Origin of the sequence: Bradymonas sediminis (assembly GCF_003258315.1) — a bacterium.
In the GTDB taxonomy this organism is placed as follows: Bacteria; Myxococcota_A; Bradymonadia; order Bradymonadales; family Bradymonadaceae; genus Bradymonas; species Bradymonas sediminis.
On sequence record NZ_CP030032.1, the window covers coordinates 24847 to 40455 of the forward strand.

The 15609-nt window shown below is 61.5% G+C and carries 10 protein-coding genes; 3 read left to right on the plus strand and 7 right to left on the minus strand.

Annotated elements, in window-relative coordinates:
• Window positions 1–43 precede the first annotated feature (43 nt).
• Window positions 44–1153: a peptidylprolyl isomerase gene (locus DN745_RS00065; protein ID WP_111331013.1), complete on the minus strand. Its 1110-nt coding sequence runs from the start codon at window positions 1151–1153 to the stop codon at window positions 44–46.
• Window positions 1154–1473: 320 nt separating this feature from the next.
• Between DN745_RS00065 and DN745_RS00070 the strand changes: the two genes are divergently transcribed.
• On the plus strand, window positions 1474–2352 hold the full coding sequence (locus DN745_RS00070; RefSeq protein ID WP_133621966.1) for a hypothetical protein: 879 nt from the start codon (window positions 1474–1476) through the stop codon (window positions 2350–2352).
• Window positions 2353–2377: 25 nt separating this feature from the next.
• Here DN745_RS00070 and uvrC read toward each other — a convergent pair whose 3' ends face one another.
• The gene (gene uvrC, locus DN745_RS00075; RefSeq protein ID WP_111331016.1) at window positions 2378–4237 is read right to left on the minus strand and encodes an excinuclease ABC subunit UvrC; all 1860 of its coding nucleotides are present in this window, start codon (window positions 4235–4237) and stop codon (window positions 2378–2380) included.
• 52 nt (window positions 4238–4289) lie between these two features.
• Window positions 4290–5723, minus strand: a complete 1434-nt coding sequence (locus DN745_RS00080; protein WP_111331018.1) for a serine/threonine-protein kinase — start codon at window positions 5721–5723, stop codon at window positions 4290–4292.
• Window positions 5724–5869: 146 nt separating this feature from the next.
• On the opposite strand from DN745_RS00080, the gene DN745_RS00085 reads away from it, so the two are divergent.
• Window positions 5870–7651, plus strand: a complete 1782-nt coding sequence (locus DN745_RS00085) for a hypothetical protein (protein WP_111331020.1) — start codon at window positions 5870–5872, stop codon at window positions 7649–7651.
• Between the two features lie 309 nt (window positions 7652–7960).
• Window positions 7961–8656: a ComEA family DNA-binding protein gene (locus DN745_RS19470; RefSeq protein ID WP_204355052.1), complete on the plus strand. Its 696-nt coding sequence runs from the start codon at window positions 7961–7963 to the stop codon at window positions 8654–8656.
• 22 nt (window positions 8657–8678) lie between these two features.
• Here DN745_RS19470 and DN745_RS00095 read toward each other — a convergent pair whose 3' ends face one another.
• The 4 genes from DN745_RS00095 to DN745_RS00110 form a co-directional block, all read right to left on the minus strand.
• Complete coding sequence (locus tag DN745_RS00095) at window positions 8679–9701, minus strand: AI-2E family transporter (protein ID WP_111331022.1); 1023 nt, start codon at window positions 9699–9701, stop codon at window positions 8679–8681.
• Window positions 9702–9808: 107 nt separating this feature from the next.
• Complete coding sequence (locus DN745_RS00100; RefSeq protein ID WP_111331023.1) at window positions 9809–12940, minus strand: efflux RND transporter permease subunit; 3132 nt, start codon at window positions 12938–12940, stop codon at window positions 9809–9811.
• Window positions 12937–14172 (minus strand): efflux RND transporter periplasmic adaptor subunit, encoded by a 1236-nt coding sequence (locus tag DN745_RS00105; RefSeq protein ID WP_162687357.1) that lies wholly within the window; start codon window positions 14170–14172, stop codon window positions 12937–12939. The genes DN745_RS00100 and DN745_RS00105 overlap by 4 nt, the downstream gene beginning before the upstream one ends.
• Before the next feature lie 38 nt (window positions 14173–14210).
• On the minus strand, window positions 14211–15518 hold the full coding sequence (locus DN745_RS00110) for a TolC family protein (protein ID WP_162687358.1): 1308 nt from the start codon (window positions 15516–15518) through the stop codon (window positions 14211–14213).
• Window positions 15519–15609: the final 91 nt, after the last annotated feature.

Here is a 15609-nt window from a genome sequence, read left to right on the forward strand (position 1 = left end):
GGCTGAACGCGGCGACGACAAGCGTCGCCGGGCGGTGAGTACCTTATTTGATATTCTCGAGGTGAAGCGTGATCTTCTGCGATGCGTGCAACTCGCTCAGCAGATCAGACAGGGCCTTCTGGACCTGGTCATTGCGCATCTTGTTCTCGAGGCGGGTTTCGACCTTATCAAAGGCGATGACCCCGGCCTCGCGGTGGTCGAGCTTCTGGATGATATGCCAGCCGAATTGGGTGCGAACCGGCTCGGAGATGGCATTTTTCTCCAGCGTGAACGCGACCTTTTCGAATTCAGGGACCATCTGCTGGCGGCCAAACCATCCGAGGTCGCCGCCGTTGCGCGCGCCCAGCGGGCCTTCGGAGAGCTCCGCTGCGAGCGCGGCGAAGTCGGCGTCGGGGGCCGACGCTTTGGTTTGAATCTCAGCGGCTCGTTTGCGCGCGGACTCCCATCCCGCCTCGTCGGCGTCCTCGGGGACCTTGATGAGAATATGGCGAGCGTGGACCTGCTCCGGTTGCTCGAATGCCTCGGGGTTTTCGTCGTAGAAAGCCCGGATTTCCTCGGCGGTGGGGTAGGTCATGCCGTTGTCGGCCAGGAGTTGCTCGATCGCCAGGGATTCGCGCACCGACTCGTAGAACTCCTCTTTGGAGATGCCGAGCTGGGCGACCAGGGTGTCAAGCGAGCCCATCTGTCCGTCGACGCCTTGGTTTGCCGCGGCAAATTCCGCCCGGATCTGGTCGACGCGCGCGTCGACCTTCTCGTCGGCGATTTTGATATCGGCGCGCTTTACGGCGTTATCGATAAGGGTCTTGTCGACGATCTTATTGACGATCTGGCCGCTGAGCTGGCTGAGCAGTTGCGGCGGCACCTGGCCGGAGGCGACAATCTTGCTGACTTCTTTGTTGAAGGTCTCGGCGGTGATCGGCTCGCCGTCGACTTCGGCCACGGGGCCGGTGGCCTGCGGGACTTTTGCTTCTTCGGCGGCCTCGCCGTCTGCCTGGCCATCCTGGGCGCCCGCGGCGGTCGCGGATTCCTCGTCCTGGGCCGAGGCATAGTCATGGGCCGGGCCCTGATCGGGCACATCCGGCGTGGAGGAGCACGCAGCTCCGGCGAAGGTTAAGCAGAGGCCGACAACGATGAGCTTCAGACGATTCGCCATGCAATAGGCTCCAAAAAAAGTATCTCAAGGCAACGACACAAAAATGTCGAAGGTGCGGTTTATGGACGGATTGGCCTAGCATTATCGCATCCTGCGAGCAACCCGGGACGCAATTGCGCCTACCGTTGCCAAGTGGATACACCGATCGGGTCGGGTCAAGTGCCAGCCCGAGGCGCTTGCCTGCACTCAGAAATTTTGACACCTATTAGCGCGCTCAAAGAGGTATGGGTATTTCGGGGAGTAAAACGATGCCTTGTTTCGGCCTGGGCGATGGGATTATTGGCGATGTATTCAGCGGTATAATGCGAAGGGATTTCAACATGATGAACCTAAATAAAGGCCCGGGTGCTTCGGTTTCTTCAAAGTTTTTAGGCGGCGCTATTTTGGTCGCGATGCTTGTGTGTGGCGGGTGTCAGTCGGCCCCGCAGGCGTCAGCAGACGACTTGGCGGCCTCCGAGGCGGCCTCCAACGAGGCGGCGCCGCGTGAGTCGAGCGACGCCGAGCAGACGCCAAAGCGCAGCGAGGAGGCGCTTGATACCCTGCTTCGCCTGGCGGGCGGCGGTGAGCGTGAACTGGCGACTGATTATTTTGTCTATGTCGCGGGCAGCATGATCGTGATGGAGGCCGATGTTGAGGCGGATATGGCCGCTTATTACCGCGCGCAGGAATCCGCGGCGTTTGCCCCGCCGATCTGGGGTTGGGCGGTGGCGCATAAGGAGGACGCGCGCGTTGAAAAGGTGCTTGAGGCTGCAGAGGCGCGCGGACTGCCGGCGCGGGCGATCTATGCGGAGTTTTTAACGAGCGGTGCGCCTGGGACGATGGACCCGGCGCGGTTGCCCGAGCCGACGCGTCCACTCGCGGCAGAGCTCGAGGCGCCGAGCCGCGCCGAGAAGCTCCGGGCGACGGCGGTGCTGGCCGAGGGGCCCGAGTATCTGACGGACATGGCGACGCTGCTCATCGGGCACCTCTTAGGTGCCTCGGACCCCGCGGCGATCGCGGGGGATGACACCATCACCGTCAAAGACCTCAGCGCGTTGCAGCAGGAGTTTCAGGCGGCTGGGCTGGCTGAGCAGAAGTCGCTCGAGGCGTTATTTGAGTATGTGGAGCGCGACCAGATTTGCGCGTCGTGGGAGCTCTGGCGCGAATACCCGGACTCGGCGCCGAAGCCTGTCCATGAGCGCGGGTGTGAAGGGCGTTAAAATTTGGTTCGAGCGCCCTGATTTGTCAGGGCGCGCGACCATTAAAATAGGCGTGAATCTCCTCGGCCATCTTCTCACCGACCCCGTCGACCTCGCCGAGCTCCGCGGGGCTCGCGCCCTTGACCTTCTTGAGGCTGCCAAAATGGCGCAAGAGGTTTTTGCGCGTCTTGGGCCCCACCCCCGGGACATCGTCCAGGGTTGAGTGCAGCGTTTCTTTGCGGCGCAGTTTCTTGTGAAAGGTGATCGCGAAGCGATGCGCCTCGTCGCGCAGCCGCTCCAATAGGTACATCTCGGCGCTATTTTGTTTGAGCACGATGGGGTTTTTGCGCCCCGGCACAAAGACCCGCTCCGGGCTCGACGTGATCTCGTCGTCCTGGAAGCCGCTCTTATCGTTGCGCGCTTTGGCCAGCGAGATCAGCTCGACGTCGTGGATGCCGAGATCTTCGAAGACAGTCATGGCCTGGCCAAGCTGGCCCTTGCCGCCGTCGATGACCACCAGGTTGGGCATGTCGCCGTCTTCGTCGAGCGCGCGCTTGAAGCGGCGCATCAAGACCTCGCGCATGCTCGCGAAGTCATCCTGCTCGTGGACGGTGCGCATCTTATAGCGGCGGTATTCGCTCTTCTCGGGCTGGCCGCCGATGAAGGTGACCTGGCTTGCGACGATCTGTTTGCCCTGCATATTTGAGATGTCATAGCACTCGATGCGCTCGGGATAATGCTTTAAATCCAGGCGCTTCGCGAGCTTGTCGAGCAGGTCGGTGGCGCGGTCCTTCTTCTTATGCTCGTCCTCAAAGGAGTGCTTGGCGTTGGTCATCGCCACGTCGACCAGCGACTTTTTGGCGCCGCGCTGGGGCGTCTGGATATAGACACGCCGCCGAGCCAATTCACTGAAGATATCCTGATAGTGCTCGACCTCGCTCTCCTCGATCTCCATGGGCAACAGGATCTCTTGGGGCGGCTCGGTGCCCGAGTTATAATAGAGGTTCAAGAAGCTTGAGAGGACCTCGGCGTCGGGGAATTCCTGGTCCTGATAGCTAAACGAGCGCGCGCCCTCGAGCTTGCCGCCGCGCACGAAGAGCACCTGAATGGTGAGGCGGTCGCCCTCGCGGTAAAACCCGAAGGCGTCGCGGTCCACCCGCGGGCTGGTGACCGCGACCTGCTGCTGAAGCACGGTGTTGATCGCCTCGATCTGGTCACGAAAATGCGCCGCGATTTCGAACTCAAGTTCTTCACTCGCCGCGAGCATCTTGGCGGTGAGCCCGTCGACCAATTCGCTGCCGCGCCCCTCCAAAAAGAGGATCACCTCCTGGACATTTTGCATATATTCCTCGCGGTCCAGGGCGAAGACGCACGGCGCCGGGCAGCGCTTGATCTGGTATTGCAGGCAGGGGCGGCTGCGGTTGTTGAGCACCGAATCCGGGCAGGTGCGCAGCTTGAAATAGCGGTTGACGATATGCAGCGTGCGCCGCACCGAGCGGGCCGAATGATAGGGCCCAAAATAGTGCGCGCCGTCGTCTTTTCGCTTTCGCACGACCTCCACGCGCGGCCAGGTTTTCTTTAGATCGATGCGCAGCGACAGGTAGTTTTTGTCGTCTTTTAGCCGAATATTAAACTTCGGCTTATGCTCCTTGATGAGCGTATTTTCCAGCAGGATCGCTTCTTTTTCGTTGCCCGTGATGATGACGTCGATATCCCCCAGAATATAGGGGAGCCGGGCGACGAAATGGCGGGTGTCCCCGGAGGCGCGAAAATAGCTGCGCACCCGGTTTTTGAGGTCCTTTGCCTTGCCGATATACACGATCTTTGAGCGCTTATCGCGCATCAAATAGCAGCCGGGCTCATGGGGGATGAGCGCGATCTTTGCTTCGTAATCGAAAGTTTTCATTGGATCTTGGGTCGAGATTACCGTGTGAGGGCCGCCGAAGCAGGGCCGACGGTCACATCAAAAAGGCCAGGGCGACCGCCGCGACGATGAGCGCGACGGCCAGCCAGGTGACGACGCGCGCGATCTGTGCGCCGCGCGCAGAACTCTGAACATCTGGCGCGGTGGTGGCCGGGGCCGGCGCCATCCGCGACGCTGCCGCGAGCGCCGGCGTGCTCTTCGGCTTCCATTCGCCGCTGCCCTGAGCTCGCTTTAACTCGGTGGTGTGATCGGTCTGGAGTTTGGTGCGCATGCGGCGAAGCTTGCGCTCCCGCTGTTTGGACACGCTTAACTTCTCGAGGCCTGGGCCCTTTGGGTTGGTTGCCCCTGGAGGGGTGGGTTGCCCGAGCTCCTCTGGCGGCATCGGGATCGTGTCGCGCTGAACGGGCTGGGGGGTCACTTTAGGCGCGAAATCCTGGGTACTGAAGACATCTTCAAAGCTCAGCGAGTCCTCTCCCGGAAGCCCGTCTACCCAGCTCGTCTCATCGCGCCAGCGCCCGAGCACCTGGGCCATCTCCTGGGCGCTTTGAAATCGATCGTTTGGGTATTTCGCCATCGCACGATATACGATCTCGGCGAAGGCCGGGTCGATCGAAGATGGCATCGCAGGGATCGGCTCATTTTGATGCGCCGCGATGACCGAATAGGAGGTGTCTCCGTTAAACGGCAGGCTGCCGGTGGCGGCCTCATAGAGCATCACGCCCACGCTATACAGATCGGCGCGCGGGTCGACGTCCGGGTGATTTGCCTGCTCGGGGGCGAGGTATTCGGGGGTGCCGTAGATCTGTCCGACGACGCTCAAGAGAGGATCGGAGCGCTCGTCGCGGCGCTTGGCGATGCCGAAGTCCAGGATTTTGGCGACTTCCCGGCCGCCAGGTTGTTTGGCGATGAAGATATTTTCGGGCTTGATATCGCGATGAATGAAGCCGCTTCGATGGATGTCGCCCAGGCCTTGCAGGATCTGCAGGGCGAGGTCGGTGAGCACATCTAAGGAGATCGTATGCACTCGGCACAGGCGCTCAAAGAGTTCCTCGCCGCGCAATAATTCCATCGCCAGATAGGGCTTATTTTCCCGGTCGCCGTATTCGTAGACCCGAATCACGTTGGGCGAGCGAATCGCCTGGGAGATGCTCGCCTCGCGTTTGAAGCGCTCCGCGATGCGCCAGTCGCCGGAGTGCGAGGGGTTGATGACCTTGAGCGCGAGCGGCCGGCTCTGCACGCCGTCTTTGTTGGCGCGGGTGGCCGCATAAATTTCTCCCATGCCGCCAGATGCGACGAAGCCAAGAATTCGATATGGTCCGAATTCGCGCCCGGGGAGTAGTACACGATCCAAGACCTGTTGATCGGAGATATTTGTCTTGTGGACAAATTCTTCGACGGTCGCGGCTTCGATATACTCCGGCTCGGAGTTATCATCAAAGTCGGTTAATGTAGGTCGCGAATCGTTCAACCGGCGGCTCGTTTAATGGTAATTCGTAGGTCTGACGCGAAGGGTCATCAAAGGTAAGCAGCGGGAGTTACATCTAGAAGCTTCGACAAGGAAGCGCGCTCGAGTTATAATATATCGTGATGACAGGCAATGCAAAACCAGACTCTTTGAATTTTTGGCGAGTCCTGCTCGTCGGCCTTCTATTTATAGGAGCAACCGGCGCGTGTGACAACTTTTCGTGCCAGTCATCCGAGCCCAAATCGAGCACGACTTCGGCGCAGGTCGAGGCGTCGTGGGCGCGCCACGCGCATATCAGCGCGCATATCCCGGCGACGGCGCGAAGCGTCTTTTTTTCAAGAGACCTGGCCACAACCACGGAGGCCTTCGGGTTTATTGATGAGCGCCTGCCGGTTGATGGGGTTTCGGTGATCCGCCAGACCTGGAATCGCAGCGCGGGGTTCGACCCGTTTGACAGCGCCAGCCTGACGAAGATTGGCCTGGACCCGAGCGCGCCGACCGCTGTTTATTATGACCGTGGCTATTGGGTCTTCGCCGCCGAGGTCAAAGACGCCGAGCTGCTCGGTGCGTTTGTTGAGGGCTTCGGAGCTGCCCCGTCCGAGAATAAACAAGCGGAGGGTACAGAAATTTCCGCCAAGGGCGATTCGGCGAGCGAGCGATTTGTCGTGGAGCGCGCCGATGGGGCGCTCAGGCTGTCATCGCCCGGTGAGGGCAGCGATTCGCTCGGCTGGCTCGGGGTCGACAATAATACGCTTTTAGCCGCGGTGCGCGTCGAGACGTTGTCGATTAACGAGGATGACACGGGTCTTCCAAGCACCTGGCTGGCCGCGAGCAAGCGCCCTCGATTTGTGGCGGACGCGGCGAATCAGAAATTATTGCGCGAATTAACTCCCCAGGGCGCCGTGGTTGGGATCGTGCGACCGGCGGCATGGATGGCCGATATCAAAGCCAGCGGGCACGCGGATACCTTGCTTAAGCGCCTGCTCAGCCAGGTCGGACCGATCGGCGTGGCGGCGAACTCGATGTCTTTGGACGAGGGTGTGCGCCTGCGCGTTTTAGTGCCGGGGAATCCGACCGCGCCTGCGATGATCACAAGCCTCGGGCAGGCCGAAGGCCCCCTCGCCGCCCCGGACGGGCTCGTCGAGCCCGGTGTCCTCGCCGTCGCCCGGTTGTCGCTGGATCCGCGCAAACTCTACGAACTATTTGTCAGTCTTCTGCCCGCGGACCAGCGCGATGAGGTCGCGACGTTTTGGGAGGAGTTGGACCGGGAGCTGAGCATCAACGCGCTGCGGGATGTGCTCGATAATCTGCGCGGCCACGCGGTATTGGTCGCCTACGGGCTCGACCCGAACGCCCTGAATCGCGACCCAGCCGATGCGCAGCCGTGGTTCTTGCGCACCCTGAAGCTTGAGAGCACGCGCGAAGCCGTGCTCTTGCCCATCAAAGAGCGCGAGCCCCTGGAGCTGGTGCTCGACGCGCTCACCACCGTCAGTAAGGGGAAATTATCGCGCCAAGTCGCCGGCCTGACCATTCAATACGCATGGATGGTCGACGGCGAACTTCAGTGGGCGGTGATACTCGGCGATGAGCACCTGATCTTCGTCGACAGCGCGGTCGCCTTCGAGCACGCCCGAGCCTTCGAGCGCGGGGTGCGACCGATGGGCGCTGAGTTCGAGAAGATCGGCATCTCGCGCCTCTTCGGCCCGGATGAATCCGCGGGCCTGTATCTTGATACGGCGAGCCTCGGCGGGATTTTGAGCGAGAAGAGCGACGACGACGCTCACGCCCAAAGCCTGGCCTGGCTCAACGCCCTGAGCTCCGTGGTCATCACCACCCGCGAAGATGGCCCGGTCAGCACCACTGACGCGTATTTGCGGATCGCGCCGCTGTCGCGCGGGACAGAGGCTGTGGGGGCTGAAGGCGCGCCGTGATGGTGGTTTGGGGCGCATGATGCCTCGAGGAAAACACTCTCTCCTGCATTTGATCCCCGGATCTTCACGTTTAGAATCACCGCCCTAGACCCCTGCGTCACGCCCCAAAACACACCTCACCAAATACGCTTCTCCCCTAAATAGTAGCCCCTGAATCCTCCTTGGGGCCGATCTCAAAAATAAAACGCAACAAATCCCCCCTTTCTGTCGAAAACAATTGCGAGGGGTGCGTGGTGCGCCGCTCGTTTCAATTCATCAGATTGCGCGGCCTGCTGGTTGGTGGGGCGCGCGTTGAGATAGGAGAATGCGATGCGTATCGAATGGATTTTATGCTGTGCGGTGATCTGGGGGCTGGGGCTTGTGGCTTGCAGTCAACCGGAGCCGGTGATTGCGAGCTATGAGGCGGTGAATTGTCCGTGCGAGGAGGACGCCGGAGGGGTAGGGCAGGTGAAGAAGGTCGAGGCGCCGAAGACGAGCGCGCCGCCCGCGGCCCGCGCGCTTCGCCTGGTCGAGGAGGTCAAGGAGCAGGTCAGGCCTGCGCCGGTCGAGGTGGCGCCGAAGACGCCCGTGATGACCTCGGAGAAAGCCGCGAAGCCGCCACTGAAACTGACGACGACGCGCGCGGAGTGTGAGCAATTATTGAGCTGGGCGGAGGGTAAGTCGCAGGGGTTTAAGGGGCCGAAGACCAAACGTAAGGCAAAGCCGAAGTCGAGGGCGAGCGCGAAGCCTGAAGTTAAAGCGGATACGGCGGCGAAGTCGGCGCCGGCCCCGTCGCCAGTGCCGTCGCCCGCCCCAGCGGTGAACCCCGCGTTGCTCGACCTGAACACCGCCACCCACGCCCAATTGCTCGGCTTGCCGGGCGTGGGCCCGGCGTTGGCCGGGCGCATCTTGGACTATCGGCAGAAGCGCCGGTTCGGGAAGCCCGCCCACTTGATGCGCGTCAAGGGGATCGGCAAAGCCAAATACGCCAAGATCGCGAAGTTCGTGGGGGTTGGCGAGGATTGATTTAGCCGTGCGCCGCAGGCGGCTAGATCTTGCCCTTTTCGGACAGCATGATGGCGACCGATTTCGTGCTCTCAAAGTTTGAGAAGATGATCACCATGATGACCGTAATCGGGACGCTCAAAAACATGCCGGTGATGCCCCAGATCGCCCCCCAGAAGGAGAGCGCAAAGATCGCGACCAGCGGGCTGATGTTGAGGGTGTTACCGGCCAGCGCGGGCTCCAAAATATTGCCGACGATAACCTGAATGCTGCCCACAATGGTCAGGACCAGCGTGGCCTTAAAGAAGTCGCCAAATTGGAGCAAACAGAAGACGACGGGGAAGAGTGTCGCGATCAGGGAGCCGATGGTGGGGATATAGTTGAGCAGGAAGATTAAGAAGGCCCAAAAAAGAGGCGCGTCCACGCCGACAAGGACCAGCGTTATATAACTCGCCACGCCCGTGGTGAAACTCGCCAGCGTCTTCAGGCCGATATATTTGCTGACCGACCGGTCGATCTTGTCGAGCAGTCGGCTGAGCTTGGCCAGCTGGGATTCATCCTGGATCACGGTCTTTAATTTCGTGTCAAAATGGGTCTCCTCAAGGAAAATAAAGAGCGCATAGATCACGATGATAAAGGTATTGCTCACCAGACCGGTCAGAGATTCGATAATCCTTTGGAGCAGGTTTCCAAACACAAAGAAGCTGCTATTGGCCTTAAAATACTCCAGCACATTGATGTGAAAGAAGTTGTCGATTTTGTCGATTAAGACCAGCACATTGCCCTCATAGAGCGAATATGACTGGGCCAGCGTGTTGATATTGACCAGCAGCAATTCGGTGGTGAACGTCAGCGCAGCGATCAAAAGAACCGACGGGATCAGGTTCTTTAGCCACAGGGGAAAATATCTGTTGATGAAGGGGATCTTGTCGAACGCGTCGCGGATATTGCGCACGATAAACCAGAGGAGCAGGGCGAAGACAAACGGGATGAGGATGCTCTTACCCTGCACCAGGATGAAGACGATCGACAGCGAGATGATGAAAAAATAGGCTGCGTTTTTCATAAGTGTTTGATTCGATTAGGTATTCGTCTGGGGCGAGGCTTCAAAATCAGCGCTCGCCCGAGACGCCTAATCGTGACCCCTTTTTCATTTGTGCCTTATGGGCACGGTTACACCGCCGGCTCAGCGCCTGTCTCGTCTCCCTTCCTAGCGCTCGCGCGCCGCTCGCGCCAGCCCTCCACCGAGTTATAGATGACCGGGATGACCACCAATGAGATGAGTCCCGAGACGAAGAGCCCGCCGATGACCACGCGCGCCAGCGGCGCCTGGGTGTCGCCACCCTCGCCCCAGCCCAGCGCGATCGGGATCAGCGCGAAGGTCGTCGTCGCGCTGGTCATTAAGACCGGGCGCAGTCGGCGGCGCACGCTGATCTGAACGGCTTCGAGCACCCCATAATTATGCTGCGTGCGCATCAGGTTGATATAGTCGATGAGCACGATGGCGTTGTTGACGACGATACCGACCAGGACGATGCAACCCAGGAATGATTGCATATTAAAGGTCGTCCCGGTGGCGGCGAGCATCGCCAGCACGCCGATGGCGGCGAACGGAATCGAGAACATAATATAGAGCGGTTGACTGAAGCTCTCGAATTGCGCGGCCATCACCATATAGACCAGCGCGACCGCCAGGATCAGGCCGATGATCAGGCCGCCGAAGGTCTTGCCCTGCTCCTCGGACTCACCTTTGACCAGGACGTGGAAGCCGTCCGGGGTCGGCGCCTGGCGGATCTTCGCGCGCAGCTCGTCAGTGATTGAACCGAGGTCGCGGTGACCGGTGAGCACGGCGTTGAGGCCGACCACGCGGCGTTGGTTCTCGCGGTTGATGATCTGCGGGCTTGAGGTGCTGCGCACCTCGACGACCTCGCGAAGCGGCATGGTGCCGACGCCGGGCAATACGATCGGGGCGTCGAGGACCGCTTCGACGCCGGCGCGATCGACCTCGGCCAGGCGCACCAGCACGTTGAACTCGTCACCCTTGGAGCGGAAGACGGTCGCGCGTGAGCCCTGCACATAGGTCTGGAGCTGGGAGGCGACCAGCGTGGGCGTGACGCCCAGGGCCGCGAGCTTTTTGCGGTCCGGGACCAATTGCAATTCGGCGACGCCCGGCTCGCGGCTCACGTAGGCCGAGGCGATGCCGTCGATGCCTTCCATGAGCTCCTTCATGTCCTGGGCGAGCTTGTCGCCGGTGTCCAGGTCGTAGCCGCGCACTTGGACTTCGAGGCGCTCACCGCCGCCGCGCAGCACGCGCAAGATCCACAGGCCGCCGCCCGGCATCACCCGCACATCCGCGCCGGGCGTGAGGTTGGAGACCAGCGGTCGAATCGCGTTGGCGATATCCTCGCTGCTGCGCGTTCGCTCGCCGGGTTTAACGAGCTTGACTTCGATGCTGCCGGACTCCTCGCCGCTGCTCGACCAGGCGCCGGGCGTCCCGACGACGGTGCGCATTGAGAGCATCTCGGGGATGAGCTCCGGCACGCGCGCCTCGATCGCCTCGACCGCATCAGAGGTGAGGTCGATGCGCGTGCCGACCGGCATTTCGAGGTTAATATTCACCGAGCTTTGGTCTTCGGAGGGCATCAACTCGGTGCCGATCATCGGCCACAGTGACAGCGCGCCGGCCAAGAGCAGGGCGGCCGCGATCAACGTGGTGATGGTGTGAGCGAGCGCCCAGTCCGCCAGGTTCCCGAACGCGTTCTCCACGGCGGCCAGCAAACCGCCGATGAGCCCTTTGTTGCTGCCCATCTGGTTGGATTTGGGCTTGAGAAATTTGGCCGCCAACATCGGCACCAGGGTCAGCGCGACGGCCAACGAGCACACCAGCGCGAACCCGACGACGAAGGCCATCTGGCCAAAGAAGATCGAGGCAAAGCCGGTCAAAAAGATCACCGGCACGAAGACGACCAGGGTCGTGGTCGTCGAGGCGAAGACCGCCGAGGCGACCTCCGCGGAGCCCTTAATCGCGGCGTCTTCGGGGGACTCGCCTTCCTCGAGTTTCTTGAAAATATTCTCGAGGATAACGATCGCGTTATCGACGAGCATACCGATACCGAGGGCCACACCACCGAAGCTAATCAGGTTGAGGGTGAGCCCGAATTGGTACATCAGCGTGAAGATGCCGATGGCCGAGATCGGGATGGCGGTGGCGATAATCGCAGTGGAGCGAAGATCGCGCAGGAAGAATAGGAGCACCAGCACGGCGAGGATCGAGCCGATCAGGATGCTCGTCTGCACGTTGGCGATGGAGTCCTTGATATACTCGGAGGTGTCCTCGAGCACCGTGAGGCGAGCTTTGCCGTCGTAGTCGCGGTTGATATTCTCGATCTCGGCGATCACCTGGTTTGCGACCTCGACGGTATTGGCGTCGGATTGCTTCGAGATGCTCATGCGGATGCCGGGAATTCCGTTGATTCGCACCAGGTTATTGGGCTCCTCAAAGGTGTCGACGATCTGGGCGACTTCGCTCAAGTAGACCGGGTTCTTGATGCCGTCATTGTCGGCGCGCACGTCGACCACGACGTGGGCGAAGTCTTCGACTGAGGTCGCCTCACCGATCGAGCGCATCAGGATATTATCGTCGAATTGCTCGATCACGCCGACGGGCACGTTGCGGTTTTGTTGGCGCAGGGCGTCTACGACGGTCTGCGGCGAGATATTGAGCGCCTTGAGGCGTTGGACGTTTAGGAGGATGTGGATTTCGCGCTTTTGCCCGCCGCGGATCTCGCTGCTGGCCACGCCGTCGATGCGCTCAAGGCGAGGGCCGAGCTCCATCTCGGCGAGTTGGCGCAGCTCGGTGACGTCGAGCTCGCCGGAGAGCCCTAAGTAGACGACCGGCAGGTTGCCCAGGTCGAGCTTATAGACCACCGGGCTGTCGGCGTCCTCGGGCAGCTGGCCTTTGACGCGCTCGACCGCCGCGCGCACGTCGTTGAGCGCCTCGCCGAGGTCGGTGCCCCAGATAAAGCGCAGTGAGACGCGGCTTCGCCCCTCGGTGGACAAGCTATTAACGCGCTCGATGCCCGAGATCGTGCTGACCGCGCGCTCAACCGGGCGAGTGATAAGGGTCTCGATCTCCTCGGGGCCTGCGCCCTCATAGGTGGTCGTGATCGAGACGCTTGGGAATTCGATTTCGGGTAATAGGTCGACCTGAAGGCGGGTGAATGACACCGCGCCGAGGATAAGAAGTCCCAGGAAGACCATCGTGGTCAAGACCGGGCGAAAGACCGCCCCTTTGGATAAATTCATAGCTCAGTGCCCTCGGTTTTAGAGGTGCCTTCGGCATCGGCTTCGGCGGGAGCGGTCGAGTCGAAATTCTGCACGTTGACCTTGTCGCCCTCTTTGAGCTTCTCGCCGCCGCGCAGCACGATGTCCTCGCCGCCGTTGAGGCCGCTCAAGACTTCGACGCGCTGGCGCCCCTGGAGGCCCAGGGTGAGGTTCTGTTTGTGAGCGGCATCGCCCTTGACGACCCACACATATTGGGCGCCGCCGCGCTCCTCAGCCAGCGCCTGGCGCGGGATGGTGACGGCGTCGTCGCGCCGGCCGAGGTCGACCTGCACCTGGGCGTACATGCCCGGGCGAATGCGCTCGAGCATGGCTTGCTGGTCGTCGGTCGGCACCAGGCGGATGTCGGCGCGCAGCATGCGCGTGCTCGGATCGATGGCCGGGGCGACGCGCGAGACCTTGGCGTCAAATTGGCTGCCGCCCAGGGCGCCGATGCGCACGCTTACGTCTTTATCGACCGCGATATATCCGGCGTCCTGCTCGGGGATGTTGATGCGCAGGTAGATGCCGTCTTCGCTGATGAGGCGGAATGCCGGGTTGCTCGGGCCCACGAAGCTGCCAAGGTCGACCATGCGCGCGGCGATCTTGGCGTCGAAGGGGGCGCGGATTTCGGTGTTGCGCAGGTCTTCGCGCGCGCTTTGCAGCCGCGCGTTGCTCTGCTCAAGGCTTGCCTGGCCGACCAGGATCTTCTGGCGGGCGCCGCTGAGTTGGGCGTCGAGATCTTCGATCTCGCGCTCGCTGATGAGCTGGCGCTCCAGCAGCGGCCGCTTGCGTTTGAGGTTGGATTCCAGGTCTTTGACGCTGATCTCGGCCTCGCCGATGCTCGCCTTGGCCATCTTCGCCGCGGCGCTGGCCTCGCGCACCTTTTGGCGGTGCACGGTGTCGTTGATCTTGGCGAGGACGTCGCCTTTTTTGACCCGATCGCCGATGTCATAGTTCAGGCTGAGCACGCGCCCCGAGACCTCAAAGGCCACGTCGGCGCTGCTATCGGCGACGAACTCACCGGCGTAATCGCCCTTGAGCACGAAAGGTTCGCCTTTGGCGGCGTTCACCGTCTGAACCAGGGTGGCGGAGTTGACGTTGAAGCCGCCACCACGCCCGGCGGGCGCTTTGGCGTCATCGCCGCCCGTACAGGCGGGGATGGCGCAGAGGATGAGGAGTGCGAGGACGGCGACCTTCGAAAGAGAAGATCGCATCCAGGGGCGCTGGGTTACGGATTTGTTTGGATAATTCATTATTGGTCTTGCCCCATCAGTCCTAGAAGATATTGGTACTCGGCAGCGGCGGTGCGCGCGTCGAAGATGCGTTGATTTAGCGAAATTTCAGCCTGGAAGAGGCGGTCGGCGGCGTCGGCGACGTCGAGGCTGGTGTTGAGCCCGTTCTCGAAGCGCGCGTTGGCCGATTCATAGGCCTGCTCGGCGGCGATGATTTGTTGTTGGGCGACCGTGACGCCAGCGGCGGCGGTGCGCCATGAGCGAAGCGCGCGGCGCAGGCCGGCGTTGGCCTGGCGAAGTTCGCGCTCGTACAGGAGCGTTGATTCGGTCACCTGGGCGCTGAGTTGGTCCAATTGCCCGTAGCGATAGCCGCCATCATAGAGCAGCCAACTCGCCGAGAGGGTGACGGACCAGTCGAAGCCGTCGGGGTTTGAGAAGGCGTTCGACGGCCCGAGGCTTGCGCCGCTGCTCAGCTCAATGATGGGTAAAAAGCCGCCCCAGACCGAGCGTTTGTTGAGCTCGATGGCGTCGATTTGGAGCTGTGAGGCGCGCAGATCCCCGCGCTCCTTAAGCGAGGTGAAGTCGACCTTGGCGGGCGGGGCCGCGGTGGCGCTGTCGAGGTCTGTGGCGTCGAGGTCGGTGCGTAAGTCGACTTCGGGCGCAATGACCAGCAGGACGCCGAGGGAGTCGGCGGCGTTGCCCAGCATCGCCTTCGCTTCGAGCAGGTCTTGTTCGGACTCCAACAATTGGGTGCGGGCCAATTCGGTGTCGAGCTTGACGCCGAGCCGGGCGTCGAGCATCGCCTCGGCGCGCTCAAGTTGGGCCTGGCGCAATTCGACCGTTCGCTCCGCGATGGCCACGCGTGATTGGGCCGCGGCGAGCAAATAAAAGGCCTGGGTCACCTCAAAGTCCAGGGCGCCGCGCTGCCATTGCGCCAGCGCTTCGGAGGCTTCCAATAGTTTCCCTGAGCGCGACAGCAGCGGATATTTTGTGCCGTCGAAGATGGCGATGGAAGCACGCCCCGAGACGCCCCAATTATATTGGCGCTGCACCTGGCTGCCGCCGAACTCGACGACGTTGCCGTTGCGGGTCACGCTGGCGTTGGCCGACAGGCTCGGCAGCAGCGCGGCCAGCGCCTGGCGGCGCATCCCGCGCGCCTGGTCGATGCGCGCCTCGGTGATCGCCCAGGTTTCGTTCTTCTCGCGGGCTTGCTCCAGGACGCTCTCAAGCGTGACGACCTGCTGCGCGCGGTCGATTTGCGAGTGCCCCGGCGTGTCGTTAGAAGATGGCTGTTGAGCGGTCGCAACCTGGGCGCTTCCTAGAATCACAAGCGCCACGGCCGCACCCGATAAACGGGGGCGTGGGTTCGAAAACAACTTCATTTGATGCCAATGGGTGGGAATTAGTTTGCACGAAAGG

Excerpts from the sequence above, each read along its gene's own strand:
- DN745_RS00105 (WP_162687357.1), bottom strand. The coding sequence starts at position 14,172 with ATGCGATCTTCTCTTTCGAAGGTCGCCGTCCTCGCACTCCTCATCCTC.
- DN745_RS00065 (WP_111331013.1), bottom strand. The coding sequence starts at position 1,153 with ATGGCGAATCGTCTGAAGCTCATCGTTGTCGGCCTCTGCTTAACCTTC.
- DN745_RS00095 (WP_111331022.1), bottom strand. The coding sequence starts at position 9,701 with ATGAAAAACGCAGCCTATTTTTTCATCATCTCGCTGTCGATCGTCTTC.
- uvrC (WP_111331016.1), bottom strand. The coding sequence starts at position 4,237 with ATGAAAACTTTCGATTACGAAGCAAAGATCGCGCTCATCCCCCATGAG.
- DN745_RS00100 (WP_111331023.1), bottom strand. The coding sequence starts at position 12,940 with ATGAATTTATCCAAAGGGGCGGTCTTTCGCCCGGTCTTGACCACGATG.
- DN745_RS00070 (WP_133621966.1), top strand. The coding sequence starts at position 1,474 with ATGATGAACCTAAATAAAGGCCCGGGTGCTTCGGTTTCTTCAAAGTTT.
- DN745_RS19470 (WP_204355052.1), top strand. The coding sequence starts at position 7,961 with ATGCGTATCGAATGGATTTTATGCTGTGCGGTGATCTGGGGGCTGGGG.